The 12,872-nt window shown below is 64.8% G+C and carries 12 protein-coding genes; 6 read left to right on the top strand and 6 right to left on the bottom strand.

Translation table 11 applies throughout. From position 1 onward, the window contains the following. Positions 1-54: 54 nt before the first annotated feature. From E1809_RS02870 to E1809_RS02865, 3 genes are read right to left on the bottom strand one after another with little or no spacing between them, the layout of a single operon-like run. A complete protein-coding gene (locus tag E1809_RS02870; RefSeq protein WP_308166748.1) occupies positions 55-897 on the bottom strand; it encodes an NAD(P)H-dependent flavin oxidoreductase in 843 nt (280 codons plus the stop codon). 26 nt (positions 898-923) lie between these two features. Beyond that, complete coding sequence (locus tag E1809_RS27860) at positions 924-1,136, bottom strand: hypothetical protein (RefSeq protein ID WP_308166749.1); 213 nt, start codon at positions 1,134-1,136, stop codon at positions 924-926. Positions 1,137-1,144: 8 nt separating this feature from the next. Beyond that, complete coding sequence (locus E1809_RS02865) at positions 1,145-1,663, bottom strand: DinB family protein (RefSeq protein ID WP_133202703.1); 519 nt, start codon at positions 1,661-1,663, stop codon at positions 1,145-1,147. Between the two features lie 125 nt (positions 1,664-1,788). Between E1809_RS02865 and E1809_RS02860 the strand changes: the two genes are divergently transcribed. After that, the gene (locus tag E1809_RS02860) at positions 1,789-2,169 is read left to right on the top strand and encodes a VOC family protein (protein ID WP_133202702.1); all 381 of its coding nucleotides are present in this window, start codon (positions 1,789-1,791) and stop codon (positions 2,167-2,169) included. A gap of 15 nt (positions 2,170-2,184) precedes the next feature. Here the strand turns inward: E1809_RS02860 and E1809_RS02855 are convergent, their stop codons facing one another. Then, positions 2,185-4,731 (bottom strand): DNA gyrase/topoisomerase IV subunit A, encoded by a 2,547-nt coding sequence (locus E1809_RS02855; protein ID WP_133202701.1) that lies wholly within the window; start codon positions 4,729-4,731, stop codon positions 2,185-2,187. A gap of 54 nt (positions 4,732-4,785) precedes the next feature. On the opposite strand from E1809_RS02855, the gene E1809_RS02850 reads away from it, so the two are divergent. Genes E1809_RS02850 through E1809_RS02835 form a run of 4 tightly spaced genes read left to right on the top strand, consistent with a single transcriptional unit; the run spans position 4,786 to position 10,181 of the window. Beyond that, positions 4,786-7,479 carry a bifunctional acetate--CoA ligase family protein/GNAT family N-acetyltransferase gene (locus E1809_RS02850; protein ID WP_133202700.1) on the top strand — a complete coding sequence of 898 codons (2,694 nt, stop codon included), beginning with the start codon at positions 4,786-4,788 and terminating at the stop codon, positions 7,477-7,479. Between the two features lie 44 nt (positions 7,480-7,523). Continuing rightward, positions 7,524-8,252: a DUF5998 family protein gene (locus tag E1809_RS02845; RefSeq protein WP_133202699.1), complete on the top strand. Its 729-nt coding sequence runs from the start codon at positions 7,524-7,526 to the stop codon at positions 8,250-8,252. Then, the gene (locus E1809_RS02840) at positions 8,252-9,478 is read left to right on the top strand and encodes an alkaline phosphatase family protein (protein ID WP_133202698.1); all 1,227 of its coding nucleotides are present in this window, start codon (positions 8,252-8,254) and stop codon (positions 9,476-9,478) included. Before E1809_RS02845 ends, E1809_RS02840 begins: the two co-directional genes overlap by 1 nt. After that, positions 9,471-10,181, top strand: coding sequence for a thymidine kinase (locus tag E1809_RS02835; RefSeq protein WP_133202697.1), 711 nt, complete (start codon positions 9,471-9,473; stop codon positions 10,179-10,181). The genes E1809_RS02840 and E1809_RS02835 overlap by 8 nt, the downstream gene beginning before the upstream one ends. Positions 10,182-10,188: 7 nt before the next feature. Here E1809_RS02835 and sepH read toward each other — a convergent pair whose 3' ends face one another. Further along, positions 10,189-11,727 (bottom strand): septation protein SepH, encoded by a 1,539-nt coding sequence (sepH, locus tag E1809_RS02830; protein ID WP_165962191.1) that lies wholly within the window; start codon positions 11,725-11,727, stop codon positions 10,189-10,191. A 296-nt stretch (positions 11,728-12,023) separates the two neighbouring features. Here sepH and E1809_RS02825 point away from each other — a divergent pair, with 296 nt between their 5' ends. After that, a complete protein-coding gene (locus tag E1809_RS02825; protein ID WP_133202696.1) occupies positions 12,024-12,323 on the top strand; it encodes a DUF4193 domain-containing protein in 300 nt (99 codons plus the stop codon). Between the two features lie 14 nt (positions 12,324-12,337). On the opposite strand, the gene E1809_RS02820 is transcribed toward E1809_RS02825, so the two are convergent. Then, the gene (locus tag E1809_RS02820; protein WP_133202695.1) at positions 12,338-12,835 is read right to left on the bottom strand and encodes a DUF3093 domain-containing protein; all 498 of its coding nucleotides are present in this window, start codon (positions 12,833-12,835) and stop codon (positions 12,338-12,340) included. Positions 12,836-12,872: the final 37 nt, after the last annotated feature.

Below are 12,872 nucleotides of genomic sequence, written 5' to 3'. Positions count from 1 at the left end.
GGAACTGCCTGGCGCAGCAGCGTTCCCGGCACGGCAGCTACCCGAACGCCGCGATCAGCTGCCGAGCCGCCCGAACACTTCGTCCACGGAGGCGACCAGGGTGTCCATCAACCCGCGTGCGTCGTCCTCCCGTATGAGCGGCGACGACTGACCAGCCCAGAGCGACATCAGTTCAGGCATGCCCGCCGCCGTCGCGGCTGCCCGGAATTTGCCGGTGAGCCAATTCTGGACCGGGAAGGGGGCGTGCGCCCGGGGATCGGTGAGTTCGGACGTGACCCGGTTGGGAACACCGCGAGCCAGGCGGCCACTGAAGGCCCGGGTCAAAACTGTATGGCCGGCGTCGGGACCGCGAAGTGCCTCACGGTGCACGGGACTCGCCGCGGACTGTTGCGTCGCGAGGAAAGCAGAACCGATCTGGACAGCATCCGCGCCCAAAGTCAACGCGGCGGCCACACCGCGGCCATCGGAAATACCCCCGGCGGCGATCACCGGAACAGACACGGCATCCACAACCTGTGGCACAAGTGCCATCGTCCCCACGAGGGAGTCCTCCGGCGCACGCAGGAAGGAAACCCGGTGACCGCCGGCTTCCAGGCCGGTAGCAACGATGGCATCGACTCCGCCGGCGTCAAGCGCGACCGCCTCCTCCACCGTCGTCGCTGTTCCGACCACCACGATGCCATTCCGCCGCGCCTCTTCAATGACGGAGGCGGCTGGAACACCGAAGACGAAGCTCAACACGGCCGGTTCGGCGTCTATCGCGGCCTGGATCTGTTCAGCCGGGTCCGGAAGGTAGGTGGCCGGCTGGGCGGGAGGCTCCACGCCCACGAGCTCGAAGTACGGCCGGAGGACGTCCACGTAGGCAGCGAAAGCAGCGGCGTCCACTGCCGGCGGCACTTCGCCCTCGATCGGAAGCCAGACGTTCAGTCCGAACGGCTTCCCTGTGGCCCCCTGAGCTCTCGGGCCGTTTCGCTGATCCGTTCGGGCTCATATCCGTAGAGGCCATAGGAACCGAGTCCGCCGGAATTGCTGACAGTAGCCGTGAGCTCTATGGATGACAGGCCGCCGAACGGGCCAAGGACAATCGGCAGTTCGACGTTGAAAAGGCGGGTTGCCCGCGTGTTCTTCCAAGGCATCGGTGCTCCTAACCGTCGACGTCGTGCAGGTGGTGCACGACGTCGTGCAGGAAGTACTGCGAAAACGTCAAGACGGTGAACGTGGAACCGTTGCTCCGGACACCGGTCCGGGGCCACTCGCTTTCCGAAACTCTCGCGAACGATGCCGCGATTTGTTCGCCCTCTGCAAGCAATTGGGTAGAAACTTCCGCGGGATCCGCGGTGGAGTAGTTGCCGTCGATCGCGGCCTTGTCCTGGTCCCAATCCGCGAAACGGGCGTCCTCCTCGCACAGCATGAGGCCCAAGCGCTGGTCGAAGAGGGTGAAGACGTCCCGCACGTGGCACGCGTACTCCAACGGAGACCATGTGTGCTCGTTCGGGCGGATATCTACGTCTTGCCGGCGGAGCACCGCCCGCCAACGCGGCAGCATGTTCAACACTGATCCCGGCACGGTCGCCGGGGTGACGGTGGCGGCGTCGAAGCCACATTCGGGGCAAGGCGTGGACAGGACCCAGGTCCAGTCTTTGTCATCGGGAATGATCGGCATGGAAGTAGTCTAGGGCCCTCGTTGACGATCCATTCCTGGGACCGACAAGCATCCGCCACCCCATTACCACGCGAGGCATCAGGAGTAAAGTTAGGTGCTGGGGAAGCCTGGAAAGTGGGATTGCCATGATTAAGGATCTAAACGTCGCTGGAGTGCTCCCGGCCAGTGACCTCGCGCGCGCCCGCGATTTCTACCGGGACAAGCTCGGCCTCGAGCCTGAGAACCCGGAGGCCTCGGACAACCTGATGTACAAGTGCGCAAACGGAACTGCCTTCTTGCTCTACGAGACACCCAACGCCGGAACAGCGAAGAACACCCAATTGGGATGGCAGAGCACCGACCTTGACCAGGACATGGCCGACCTCAGGGCACGCGGAGTCGTTTTCGAAGAATATGACTTCCCGGGCCTGAAGACCGAGAACGGCGTGGCCACCATGCCAACCGGCGAAAGGGGAGCCTGGTTCCTCGATACCGAGGGAAATATCCTCAGCATCTCCACGATGTAGCTGGGGAAGTCGTCATCACTCGCTAGCGACGGCTTCGGAGTCCTGTCCTTCGCCCCACGCCATGCTCGGTCCAATGGCTTCCACGGGTTGGGAGAGGGGAACGCCGGAGCCGTCACGACGGCCATGCTCATGCGGGAGGGCCCGCGCCACTCCTGCGCTGGACGCTGCCTTCGCAGGTCCGTGGCCCACCCATCCGAGCAGCAAGGTGTCTTCGCCCTTCAGGAAGCGGTGCGCACGCACTCCACCTGTTGCACGGCCCTTCGCCGGGTACTCGTCGAACGGCGTGACTTTCGCCGTGCCCGGTGCCGTCCCCGGCAACGCCCCGTTGCTGCCTGCTATCGTCACGACGACGGCGGCGGGGTCGTCGGCGCGAACCACGCCGAAGTGGATGACGTCGTCGCCCGCGCCCAGCTTGATTCCCGCCATCCCGCCGGCGGTGCGGCCCTGCGGGCGGACAGCCGAAGCACTGAAGCGCAAAAGCTGGGCCGAGCGGGTCAAGAAGACGAGGTCGACGTCGTCATTCACGGCAGGCTCGACGCCCAGCACGGCGTCGTTGTCCTTGAGCGAAATGATTTCCCAATCCTCGCGGTTCAACGGATAGTCCGGCTGGACGCGCTTGACGACTCCCTGGACTGTCCCGATGCCCAGGATGGTATCCAGCGGGACCAAGGCGACCAGCGCCTCGCCCTTGAGCAACGTGATGAAATCCTTCGCCGCCACGCCACCGGCGAGGTTGGGCAGGCCGGACACCGGCGGCAATACCGGCATGTCCATGACCTGCACGCGCAGCATGCGGCCCAGGGAGGTGACCGCGCCGATCTCGCCCCGGGCGCTCGTCTTGACGACCGAACGGTAGACATCGTGCTTGCTTCGCGGGCCGGATTCGGCGAGCGGCTCCTGGTGCGGAGTGCGGGCGATCTGCCCCGAGGTGCTCAGAATGGCCCAGCAAGGATCATCCGCGATTTCGAGGGGGAGGGCTGCAGTCTTGCCCTTGCCCGCGGGCACAGCGGCAGCCAGCGCCGCCGCAACGGTCGGGGAGACGGCCTCGGACTCGAGCAGGACGGTCCGGCGCGGGGTGCCGTATTTTTCGGCGATCTCTGCCAATTCACCGGAAACAAGTTCGCGCAACAGGACATCGGACGCGAGGATCGCTTCGAGTTCCCCGATTTCGCGGCGCAGTTCTTCCTGCTCTTTTTCAAGTTCGATGCGCGAGTACTTGGTCAGCTGCCGCAGGCGAAGTTCGAGGATGTAGTTCGCCTGGATTTCGGAGAGATCGTAGATGGACATCAGGCGTTCGCGGGCCGCGGACGCTTCGTCCGAGGACCGGATGATCTGGATGACTTCGTCGATGTCCACGATCGCGATGAGCAAGCCCTCCACGAGGTGGAGTCGGTCCTTTTTCTTGCCAAGGCGGAACGCGGTACGCCGGCGCACCACGGACAAGCGGTGGCCGACATAGACCTGGAGGAGCTGGAGCAGGCCCAAAGTCTGCGGCTGGCCGTCCACCAAGGTGACGTTGTTGATGCCGAACGAATCTTCCATCGGCGTGAAGCGGTAGAGCTGTTGCAGGACCGCGTTGGGATTGAAGCCGTTCTTGATCTCGATGACGAGGCGCAAGCCGTGCTTGCGGTCCGTCAGGTCGATGACGTCGCTGATGCCGCTGAGTTTCTTGGCGTTGACGGCATCCTTGATCTTCTCGATCACTTTTTCGGGGCCGACCATGTAGGGCAGTTCAGTGACCACGAGCCCGGTGCGGCGGGCCGTCAGCTGCTCGATCTCCGCTTTGGCCCGGGTCTTGAACGAACCGCGTCCCGTGGCATACGCGTCCCGGATCCCGTCCAAACCGACGATGCGGCCGCCTGTCGGGAGGTCCGGTCCCGGGACAAAACGCATGACGTCTTCCAGCGTGGCGTCGGGATTGGCAATGAGGTGCCGTGCGGCAGCGATGACCTCCACGAGGTTGTGGGGGGCCATGTTCGTGGCCATGCCTACCGCGATTCCGGTTGTTCCATTGACAAGCAGGTTGGGGAACGCTGCAGGAAGGACATCGGGCTGGGTGAGCTGGTTGTCGTAGTTGGGGACAAAGTCCACGACGTCTTCGTCGAGGTGCTCGGTCATCGTCAACGCGGCCGCTGCGAGCCGGGCTTCCGTGTAACGCGGTGCCGCCGGACCGTCGTCGAGCGAACCGAAGTTGCCGTGCCCGTCGATCAAAGGCAAGCGAAGGGAAAAGTCCTGCGCCATGCGCACCATGGCGTCATAGATGGCGGCGTCGCCGTGCGGGTGCAGCTTTCCCATGACTTCGCCCACCACGCGTGCACTCTTCACGTGCCCGCGGTCCGGACGCAGGCCCATGTCGCTCATCATGTAAAGGATGCGCCGCTGCACGGGCTTCAGGCCGTCGCGCGCATCGGGAAGCGCCCGCGAATAGATCACCGAATACGCGTACTCCAGGAAGGAGCCTTCCATTTCGGAGGTGACGTCGATATCGATGATGTTCTCAGTGAAGTCCCCGTCCACGGCTGGAGCCGTGCTTGTACGGGAAGGACTTTGGCTGCGTGCCATGGAGTCGGTGGATCCTTAAAACGTGTACTGCGGAAGTCTTAGTAGGCTAAGCCTATGGTGGATCAGCCTGGCGCCAGTGTATATCCGGAATATTGGGAGGCCGATGTCGTTCTGCGCGATGGCGGAACTGCCCACCTGCGGCCCATCTCCCCGGACGACTCCGACGCCCTCCAAGCATTCCATACCGCGCAGTCCGAGACGTCCATCTACATGCGCTTCTTCACTTTCAAGTCCAAGCTGACAAGCAAGGAGCTACGCCGGTTCACCGAGGTGGACCATAGGGACCGCGTCGCATTCGTCATCACCGTGGGTGGCGAAATCATCGGCGTCGGCCGCTACGACCGCTTGGACAATCCCACCGAAGCCGAAGTGGCTTTCAACATTTCGGACAACCAGCAGGGCCGGGGCATCGGCTCCATCCTCCTTGAACACCTCGCGGCGGCCGCGCGGGAGAACGGCATCCGCCGCTTCACGGCGGAGGTCCTGCCGGAAAACCGCAAAATGCTCAGGGTCTTCGCCGACGCCGGCTACGAACTCGCCCGCAAGTTCGACGACGGCGTCGTCAGCGTCGACTTCAACATCGACCCAACCGAAAAATCCCTGGCGGTCATGGAATCGCGGGAACACCGCGCCGAGGCGCGCAGCGTGCGGGACTTGCTGGCGCCGTCGTCGATCGCTGTTGTGGGGGCGAGCCGCCGGTGGGGGACAATCGGGCACCAACTGCTCGAGCACATCCTCGAATGCGGGTTCAAAGGCGCCGTCTACGCGGTCAACCCCGAGGCATTCGAGCTGGGCGGAATGAAGTCCTTTGCCAAGATTGCCGACGTCCCGGGTCCGGTCCAGCTTGCCGTCATCGCCGTCCCGTACGAGGAAGTGCCGATCGTCGTTGACGAGTGCGGTGCTGCCGGCGTCAAGGGCGTTGTGGTCGCGACCGCGGGATACGCAGACGACGGCGAACAAGGCTTGCAGAGGCAACGCGCCTTGGTGCGCCGCGCCCGGTCCTTCGGGATGAGGGTGATCGGTCCGGAATCGCTCGGCATAGTCAACACAAATCCGGACGTGTCGCTCAACGCTTCCATGGCGCCCGGGCTTCCCCGCCGCGGGGGATTGGGCCTGTTTTCGCAATCCGCGGCAATCGGCGTCTCCGTGTATGCCTCCGCGATCCGCAGGGGCCTGGGCCTCTCCTCCTTCCTGTCGGCCGGAAACCGGGCCGACGTTTCCGGCAACGACGCCATGCAGTTCTGGGAAGATGATCCGGACACGGCCGCGGTGGGCCTGTATTTGGAGTCGATCGGCAACCCGCGCAAGTTCTCGCGGCTGGCGCGGCGGCTATCACGCAGCAAGCCCGTCATTGTCGCCAAATCGGACGTCACGGGCCTCAGGCTTCCTCCGGGACACGTGGTCAGGACAACGCAAGCGCCGGCCGCGGCCCTGGACTCGATGCTGCGCCAAGCCGGCGTCATCGCGGTCGAAACCATCGAACAACTCATGGACGTGGCCCAGATCGTTTCCAGCCAACCCCTGCCGAAAGGCCCGGCGCTCGCGGTCTACAGCAACTCTGCGGCATTCGGGAAAGTGGTGGCGGACAACGCAGCCCCTCATGGCCTCGTCGTCGACCGGATCGTGACTGACGGCGGGCTCTACTCCGGAAAATCCGTAGCCCGCGAGCGGTTGCGGCGAAGCCTCCAGGAGAATCTGGGCGAGAAATCGGTTGACGCGGTCGTGGCGGCGATGGTGCCTTCCCGCAGCCTCACCATGGAGGAGATCGCGGATGTCCTCGTCGAGTGCGCAGCGGAGGCAGGAAAGCCCGTGGTGGCGGCTTTCACCGGAATCCTCGAGCCTTCGGTGCAGCTTGATTGCTTGCTTGCGCCCGCGGGAGGCTCCGGGCCGCCGCTCCCGTGCTATTCGAGTGCCGGCAGTGCCGTGGCCGCCTTGGCTGCCGTGGTGCGCTACGCGAAGTGGCTGGACCGCGACCAAGGCATGTTCGTGGAACCGCGCGGCTGCGACCGCGAGGGAACGCGGGCGCAAATCGAGAGGCTCCTCGCTTCGGTGCGGGGAGAACAACTGGTGCGGCTCGACGACGGCGAGTCGGCCGAACTGCTGGCCCGCTACGGCATAGCGGTGGTGCCGTCGGTCGTGTTCGGCGACGACGATGACGCCGTGGCTGCCGCCGAGCGGCTCGGTTGGCCGGTGGTGCTCAAGACAACCGATCCAGCACTGCGGCATCGCCTGGACTTGGGAGGCGTGCGCCTCGACATTGAAGACGCCGATTCCCTGCGGCGGGGGATCGCGCAGATGCGGAGGGCCCTTGAACCCTATGGCTCTCCGGCCATGGAAGTGCAGGCCATGGCGCCGGTAGGGCAGGCGTGCACCTTCCGTGCCATCGAGGATCCGCTCTTGGGCCCCGTGGTCTCGTTCGGCCTCGCGGGGGATGCGGTGAACCTGCTGGACGACTGGGCCCACTGGGTTCCGCCGCTGTCCGTGACCGACCTCCACGACTTCATCCGAGCACCCCGCGCGTCGCTGAAACTGTTCGGTTACCAGGGCCTTCCCGCCGTCGACGTCGCGGCCCTCGAGGACCTCGCGGCGCGACTCGTCAAGCTCAAGGACGAACACCCCGAAATCGCGCTGGCGGAATTCAACCCGGTCCTGGCCGGCCCCCAGGGCGCCAAAATCCTCGCTACGGAGGTGTGGATCGGAAACGCCGCCCAGCGCACTGACAGCGCCCGCCGGGCAATGCTTGGCTGACCACACAGTTATGAAGTGCCCGGCCGATCTGTGAAAATGGGGTAATGAGCTCGAAGTCCCCGACGCCTCCGTCCGGCCCGGCTGCCACCGGGCACCATGCAGCACACAACCACAGCTCGCAGGGGCAGAGCCTGGACCAGGCACTTCAGCGCGCAGGGTTCTACCCCGTCCTCGTTGCGGACGTGGTCGCCGACGCATTGGACGGGCGGGATTGCCTCGCCCACCTTGTGCACCTGGAAACCCATTTCGACCGCGCCGAGGTCAGGCGCCACATCACGGTCCTGGTCCTCACCGAGGACATGCTGGTGATCACGCACGTCGACGACCAGCAACTGGACGAGGCCGGCGAGCAGATCGTCGCCCAGATCTCCACCGAATCCGTGCCTGTCGCACAGATCCGCTCGGTTGTCTTGAGCTACATGTACGCGCAGCCGCAAAACTACACGCCGAGCGACCCCGTCAGGGAACTGACCCTCTCCATCGCATGGTCCGGCGGCCAGCGCGTCGACGTCGGCCCGGCCAGTTGCGGCGACCCGCAATGCGAAGCCGACCACGGCTACACCGGCACTATTTCCCAGGAAGACATCGTGCTGCGGATCAGCTCGGAGGCCGATGGTCCCCGGGCTGTCCAGGACGCCAAGATCTTCGCCAGGGCTTTGCGGGCCGTCAACACCGGCACTCCCGCTCCTTCAGCCCACACAGGCACCATCTCCGCGCCGCGACTCCGTTCAGGCGTGTTCGGCAACCGGCAGAACCGGGGACACCAGCGCTGATGGCGAATCCGCACGCGGCACAGGAAGCCGCGCCAGTCGACGCTGCCCTTTCCGAACTTCCAGCCGCGCCGCTGTACGGCAGCAGGACAATTGCCGAGGTCCTGGGCAGTGCCGCAGCAAGCATGGGTGTGCAAGGCTTCCAAAACACGTTGGATCTGCCCTCTTCGCAGCGCGTCTGCGTCGTTCTGGCCGATGGACTGGGCCGTAACCTCCTCAAACAAAAGGCCGCGCACACGCCGTTCCTGAGGTCCATCGTGAATTCGGGGCAGGGGTCCGTCCCAGTGTGGCTCGACTCGGCGTTCCCCTCCACTACGGCGTCTTCCCTTGCCAGCCTCGGAACGGGGCGCACGCCCGGTGAACACGGAATGGTGGGGTACGACGTCCTGGATCCGGCCCAGGACAAGGTGGTCAATCTCCTCGGCAATTGGGATGCCGGCGTGGATCCCCTTGAGTGGCAGCCGTTCCCGACGATCTTCGAACGGGTGGCCGCGGAAGCCGACGCAATCACTGTCAGCTTGCCGCAATTCGGCGATTCGCCCATGACGCGGGCGGCGCTTCGGGGAAGCCGTTTCGTGGGCGGCAACTCCTTGCATGCCCGGACTGCCGCGGCCGGGGAAGCCATGGCCGCCGGCTCGCGTTCCCTCATGTACTTCTACGTCAATGAGCTCGACAAGGCCGGACACCGTTACGGGTGCCAGTCCGAGCGGTGGGAACACCAGCTCGAGGAAGTCGATTCAACCGTCAAGAGGCTCTCATCCTCGCTCCCTGCGGGCACCACCATCCTCCTCACCGGCGACCACGGAATGCTCGACGTTCCGGAGTCCCAGCGGATTGATTACTCGGCTGATGCCTCACTCATCGCGGGAGTACGGCACACGGCGGGCGAACCGCGCATGGTCCACCTTTATTTGGAACCCGATGCCGGCGAAGCGCACAGGTCGGCACTGATCGAAGCCTGGCGTGGCCGATTCGGTGAGCGCATTTGGGCCTTCACCCGGGAGCAGGCAGTGGCCGCGGGATTGTTCGGGGCCTTGCGCCCGGAAGTCTTCCCACGGATCGGTGACGTGATGATCGCCACCAGGGACACCCTGGCGCTCTACGACGTCCGCCGCGTCCGCCCCACAGCCATGGAGGTCGTCGGCCAGCACGGATCGTTGACGAAGGCCGAGCGGGAGGTACCGCTGATCTGCTTCCAGGCGGGAGGACGCAAAGGCCGCCGTGGCTGAACTGATCTTCTTTTCCGGAACCATGGACTGCGGAAAGTCCACGCTCGCGCTCCAGATGGACCACAACCACAAAGCCCGGGGCCGGGGCGGAGTCCGCTTCAGCCGCAACGACAGGGCCGGAGATTCCGTGATCTCGAGCCGGCTTGGCCTCCAGACGGACGCCGTGGAAGTCGATGACACTACCGATTTCTGGGATGAGGTGGTCCGGCGCCGTACGAAGGGCCTCCGCGTGGACTACCTCATTTGTGACGAGGCACAGTTCTATTCGCCGGTCCAGGTTGACCAGCTGGCCCGCGTGGTCGACGAGATGGACGTCGATGTGTTCGCCTTCGGAATCACCTCGGACTTCCGGACCAGGTTGTTCCCCGGCTCGCAGCGCCTCGTCGAGCTCGCCGACAGGGTGCAGGTCCTGCAGGTCGAAGCTCTCTGCTGGTGCGGCCGCCGTGCCACCCACAACGCGCGCACCGTGGACGGCATCATGGTGGTTGAAGGCGAACAGGTAGTGGTGGGCGACGTCGCAATGGATGGAAGCCCGAGCGAGGAGCCATCGTTGGAAACGACGGCTCCCGTGGTGGGGTATGAAACGCTGTGCCGCCGCCACTACATGCGGCGCGTGACGGCGCACGGGGCGAACCTCATGGCGAGCCGGGACCAGTTGCTGCCGTTCGACGTCGACGCCTGCCTATGGCGCGGGACGCACTGAAAGCCGCTTAGTCTCCGCGGGTTCCGAAAACGATCTCGTCCCAGCTGGGGATGCTCGAGCGCTTTGGGCGTGACGGCTGGCGTTCTGCAGCAGGGGCATCGGAAGGCTCGTCGCCGTGGCTTGCGCCCGGCGTAGATTGTTCCGCGGTGTTGTGGCTAGTGGCAGGGGAGGCTTTCAGCCAGGAATCGCCAAGACCGCTACGGGCAGGCCGGGCATCGTCACGCTCGCGACGGGGGGCGCCGCCCAGCAGTTCGTCCAGCCCTGCCCGCTGCGACGATTCCGGAGCTTCGTCGGCGTCGTGGTCGGCGTCGTGCGAAGGGGCGTCGTTGGCTGGCGTTTCCTGGGCAGGCTTTTCGTGGGCGGATCGTCCGGCGGCGGCTTGGGCTGCGTCCTCCCGCTTTCCCCGCAAGACGGTCACGGGACGCAGGGGACCCGGAATGACGGTGACTTCCCGGGTGTCGGTGCTAACGCCGTCGTGCAGGTGCAAGGAATTGCCGTCATTGTCCTGATGCCGGGGCGCCAGGCTCAGCCTCGATAACATGGCTGCCCGTGCGTCGCGGCGGGTCTGCGCGGGGTCCGCTTGTGCGGGTTTGGTCTTCCCTGCATCGACAGGGCCCTCATCGGCAGCATCCTTGTCCGCGGCCGAGGTCTCCAGGGCCGGCTTTTCCGAGGGTGCCTCGTCGTCGTCGGATCGCGGATGGGCTGCCGGCACGCCGCTGCTCAGGAGCAGGGCCAAAGCGTCATCGCTGTCTTCGTCAAGGCCCAGCCGCTGCCCGCGGCGGGAACGCAGCATGTCGAGGAGCCCGTCAGCTTCCCTCGAGGCCGCCGCGGCGGTTGCAAGCGCGGTGGTCTCGGCGTCGACCTCGAAATCGAACGGACGATCCACGACGGCGGTGAGGCGCCTGGCGGGAACGGGTCCGTCCAGGGGCTCGAGCTCACTGAGCTGCTGCGCCCAGCGGTTGGCGTTCTGGAGGGACTTGCGTGCCGGATTGAAAGTCCACATGGCCGGCGGTTCTTCGCCGATGCTTTCAAGCTCGCCCGGCTTGGTATCAAAGCGCGCGACGACGGTCCACGTGCCGTCCGTGCGACGCCACGAATCCCACTCGACGGATGAGGAATCGATGCCGTGTGCAGTCAGGCGGTGCGCCACCATGGCACCAAGGCTTGCGGGTTCGTCGCCAAAAGCGGCGCGGTACGCATCGTGGCCGGGTGCGGGGGCTGCGACTTCGACTTTGCGGGCTTGCTCGGCGATGTATTCCCGTTCGGCGAGCACGGGGCCTTCATAGCGTTGCACGTTGGCCAGGAGCATCCCGGACATATCCGCGACTTCTGCCGCTGTTGCGCCGCTGCGGATGCGTGATTGGATATCGCGCGGTGACATGGCGACAGGCGTGATGGATGCACGGGCGGCCACCTGGGCAGGTGTACGGCTCGCGGCAACGCGCAGTGCCTCGTCGATCGGAAGCTGGAACATCTCGCCGCCGGTTCCGCTCAACAGGAGATGTCCGCCGTCATCATGGACGCCAACCAGCCGTAGATCCCGCATAAAACCCTCCACCATGGCATATCTGACATTCGAAACTCTGCCACCCGGTGGAGCCTTTTCCTACTAGGACAAAGGGCGTGCCGCGAATTTCCGCGATTTTCCGGTTGCCGGCCGGTAGAGGGGGCTCCGCGGACTATGGACTTTCGCATCGGCCGGGAGGACAATCTGGCCGTTGCCGGGCACAAAAAGACGGCCTGTGACGTTACATCCTTAGATCGGAGCAGGCTCCGGTCTACCCGACTGCGGGCCCCGCAATCAACAGCAGCACCCATCAAGGGAGAACGAAGAAGAGGACCATGGCAACGGACTACGATGCCCCTCGGAAGACGGAAGAGGACGCCAGCGAGGACTCGATCGAGGAACTCAAGACGCGTCGGACCGAGAAGCAGTCATCGGCGGTCGACATCGACGAGACCGATCTCGCCGATGCCTATGAGCTTCCCGGTGCGGACCTGTCGAGCGAAGAGCTCCTGGTCCGCGTCCTGCCGGCACAGGCGGATGAGTTCACCTGTTACAGCTGCTTCCTCGTCAAGCACCGCTCACAGATAGCGCGGGAAAAGGACGGGCACCTTTACTGCAAGGAATGCGAAAGCTGAAGCGGGCGCAAGTCCTAGGCGGATGCCTTGTCCGAGAGGGCCTTCAAGAGTTCATCGGGCCGACGGGTGGAAGCGAGCCAGTAGGGAGTGCGGTCGGCGGGGTCTGTGATTTCGATCCGTACTACGGGGTCGATCCATCCGCGGAGGCAAAGGTAGGCAAGCCCATTCAGCCGGGTGCCGCGCTCTGCCGTGGCTTCGTCTTTGCGGAATACCGCGACGGAGCCCACGAATTCCCGCTGGATGCTGGCGCGGCCTACTTGGACAGTGTCCTTGTCTACCTTGATTAACGGAGTGGACAACACCAGCAGGGAGGTCATGACCGCGAAGAGGACCAGGGCGGCAATGATTCCGGCGGTGATGCTGATGGGCGCAAGGATGAGGATGCCCGCGGAGGACAAGCAAACCACGACGATCCAGATCCAGGCAGACGGCCACAACTTCTCCGTAAATGGCGCGTCCGCTCCATTCGAAGAATGGTTGGAGGCGGGTGCGGCTGGAATCGATTCAGGCATGCATCAAGCTTATCGGGAACGGGAGCCTCCCAATGAC

It is taken from the genome of Arthrobacter terricola, from assembly GCF_004354015.1.
GTDB lineage: Bacteria > Actinomycetota > Actinomycetes > Actinomycetales > Micrococcaceae > Arthrobacter > Arthrobacter terricola.
The sequence above is the reverse complement of the archived record's forward strand: the minus strand, read 5'-3'. Positions and strand labels throughout refer to the sequence as shown.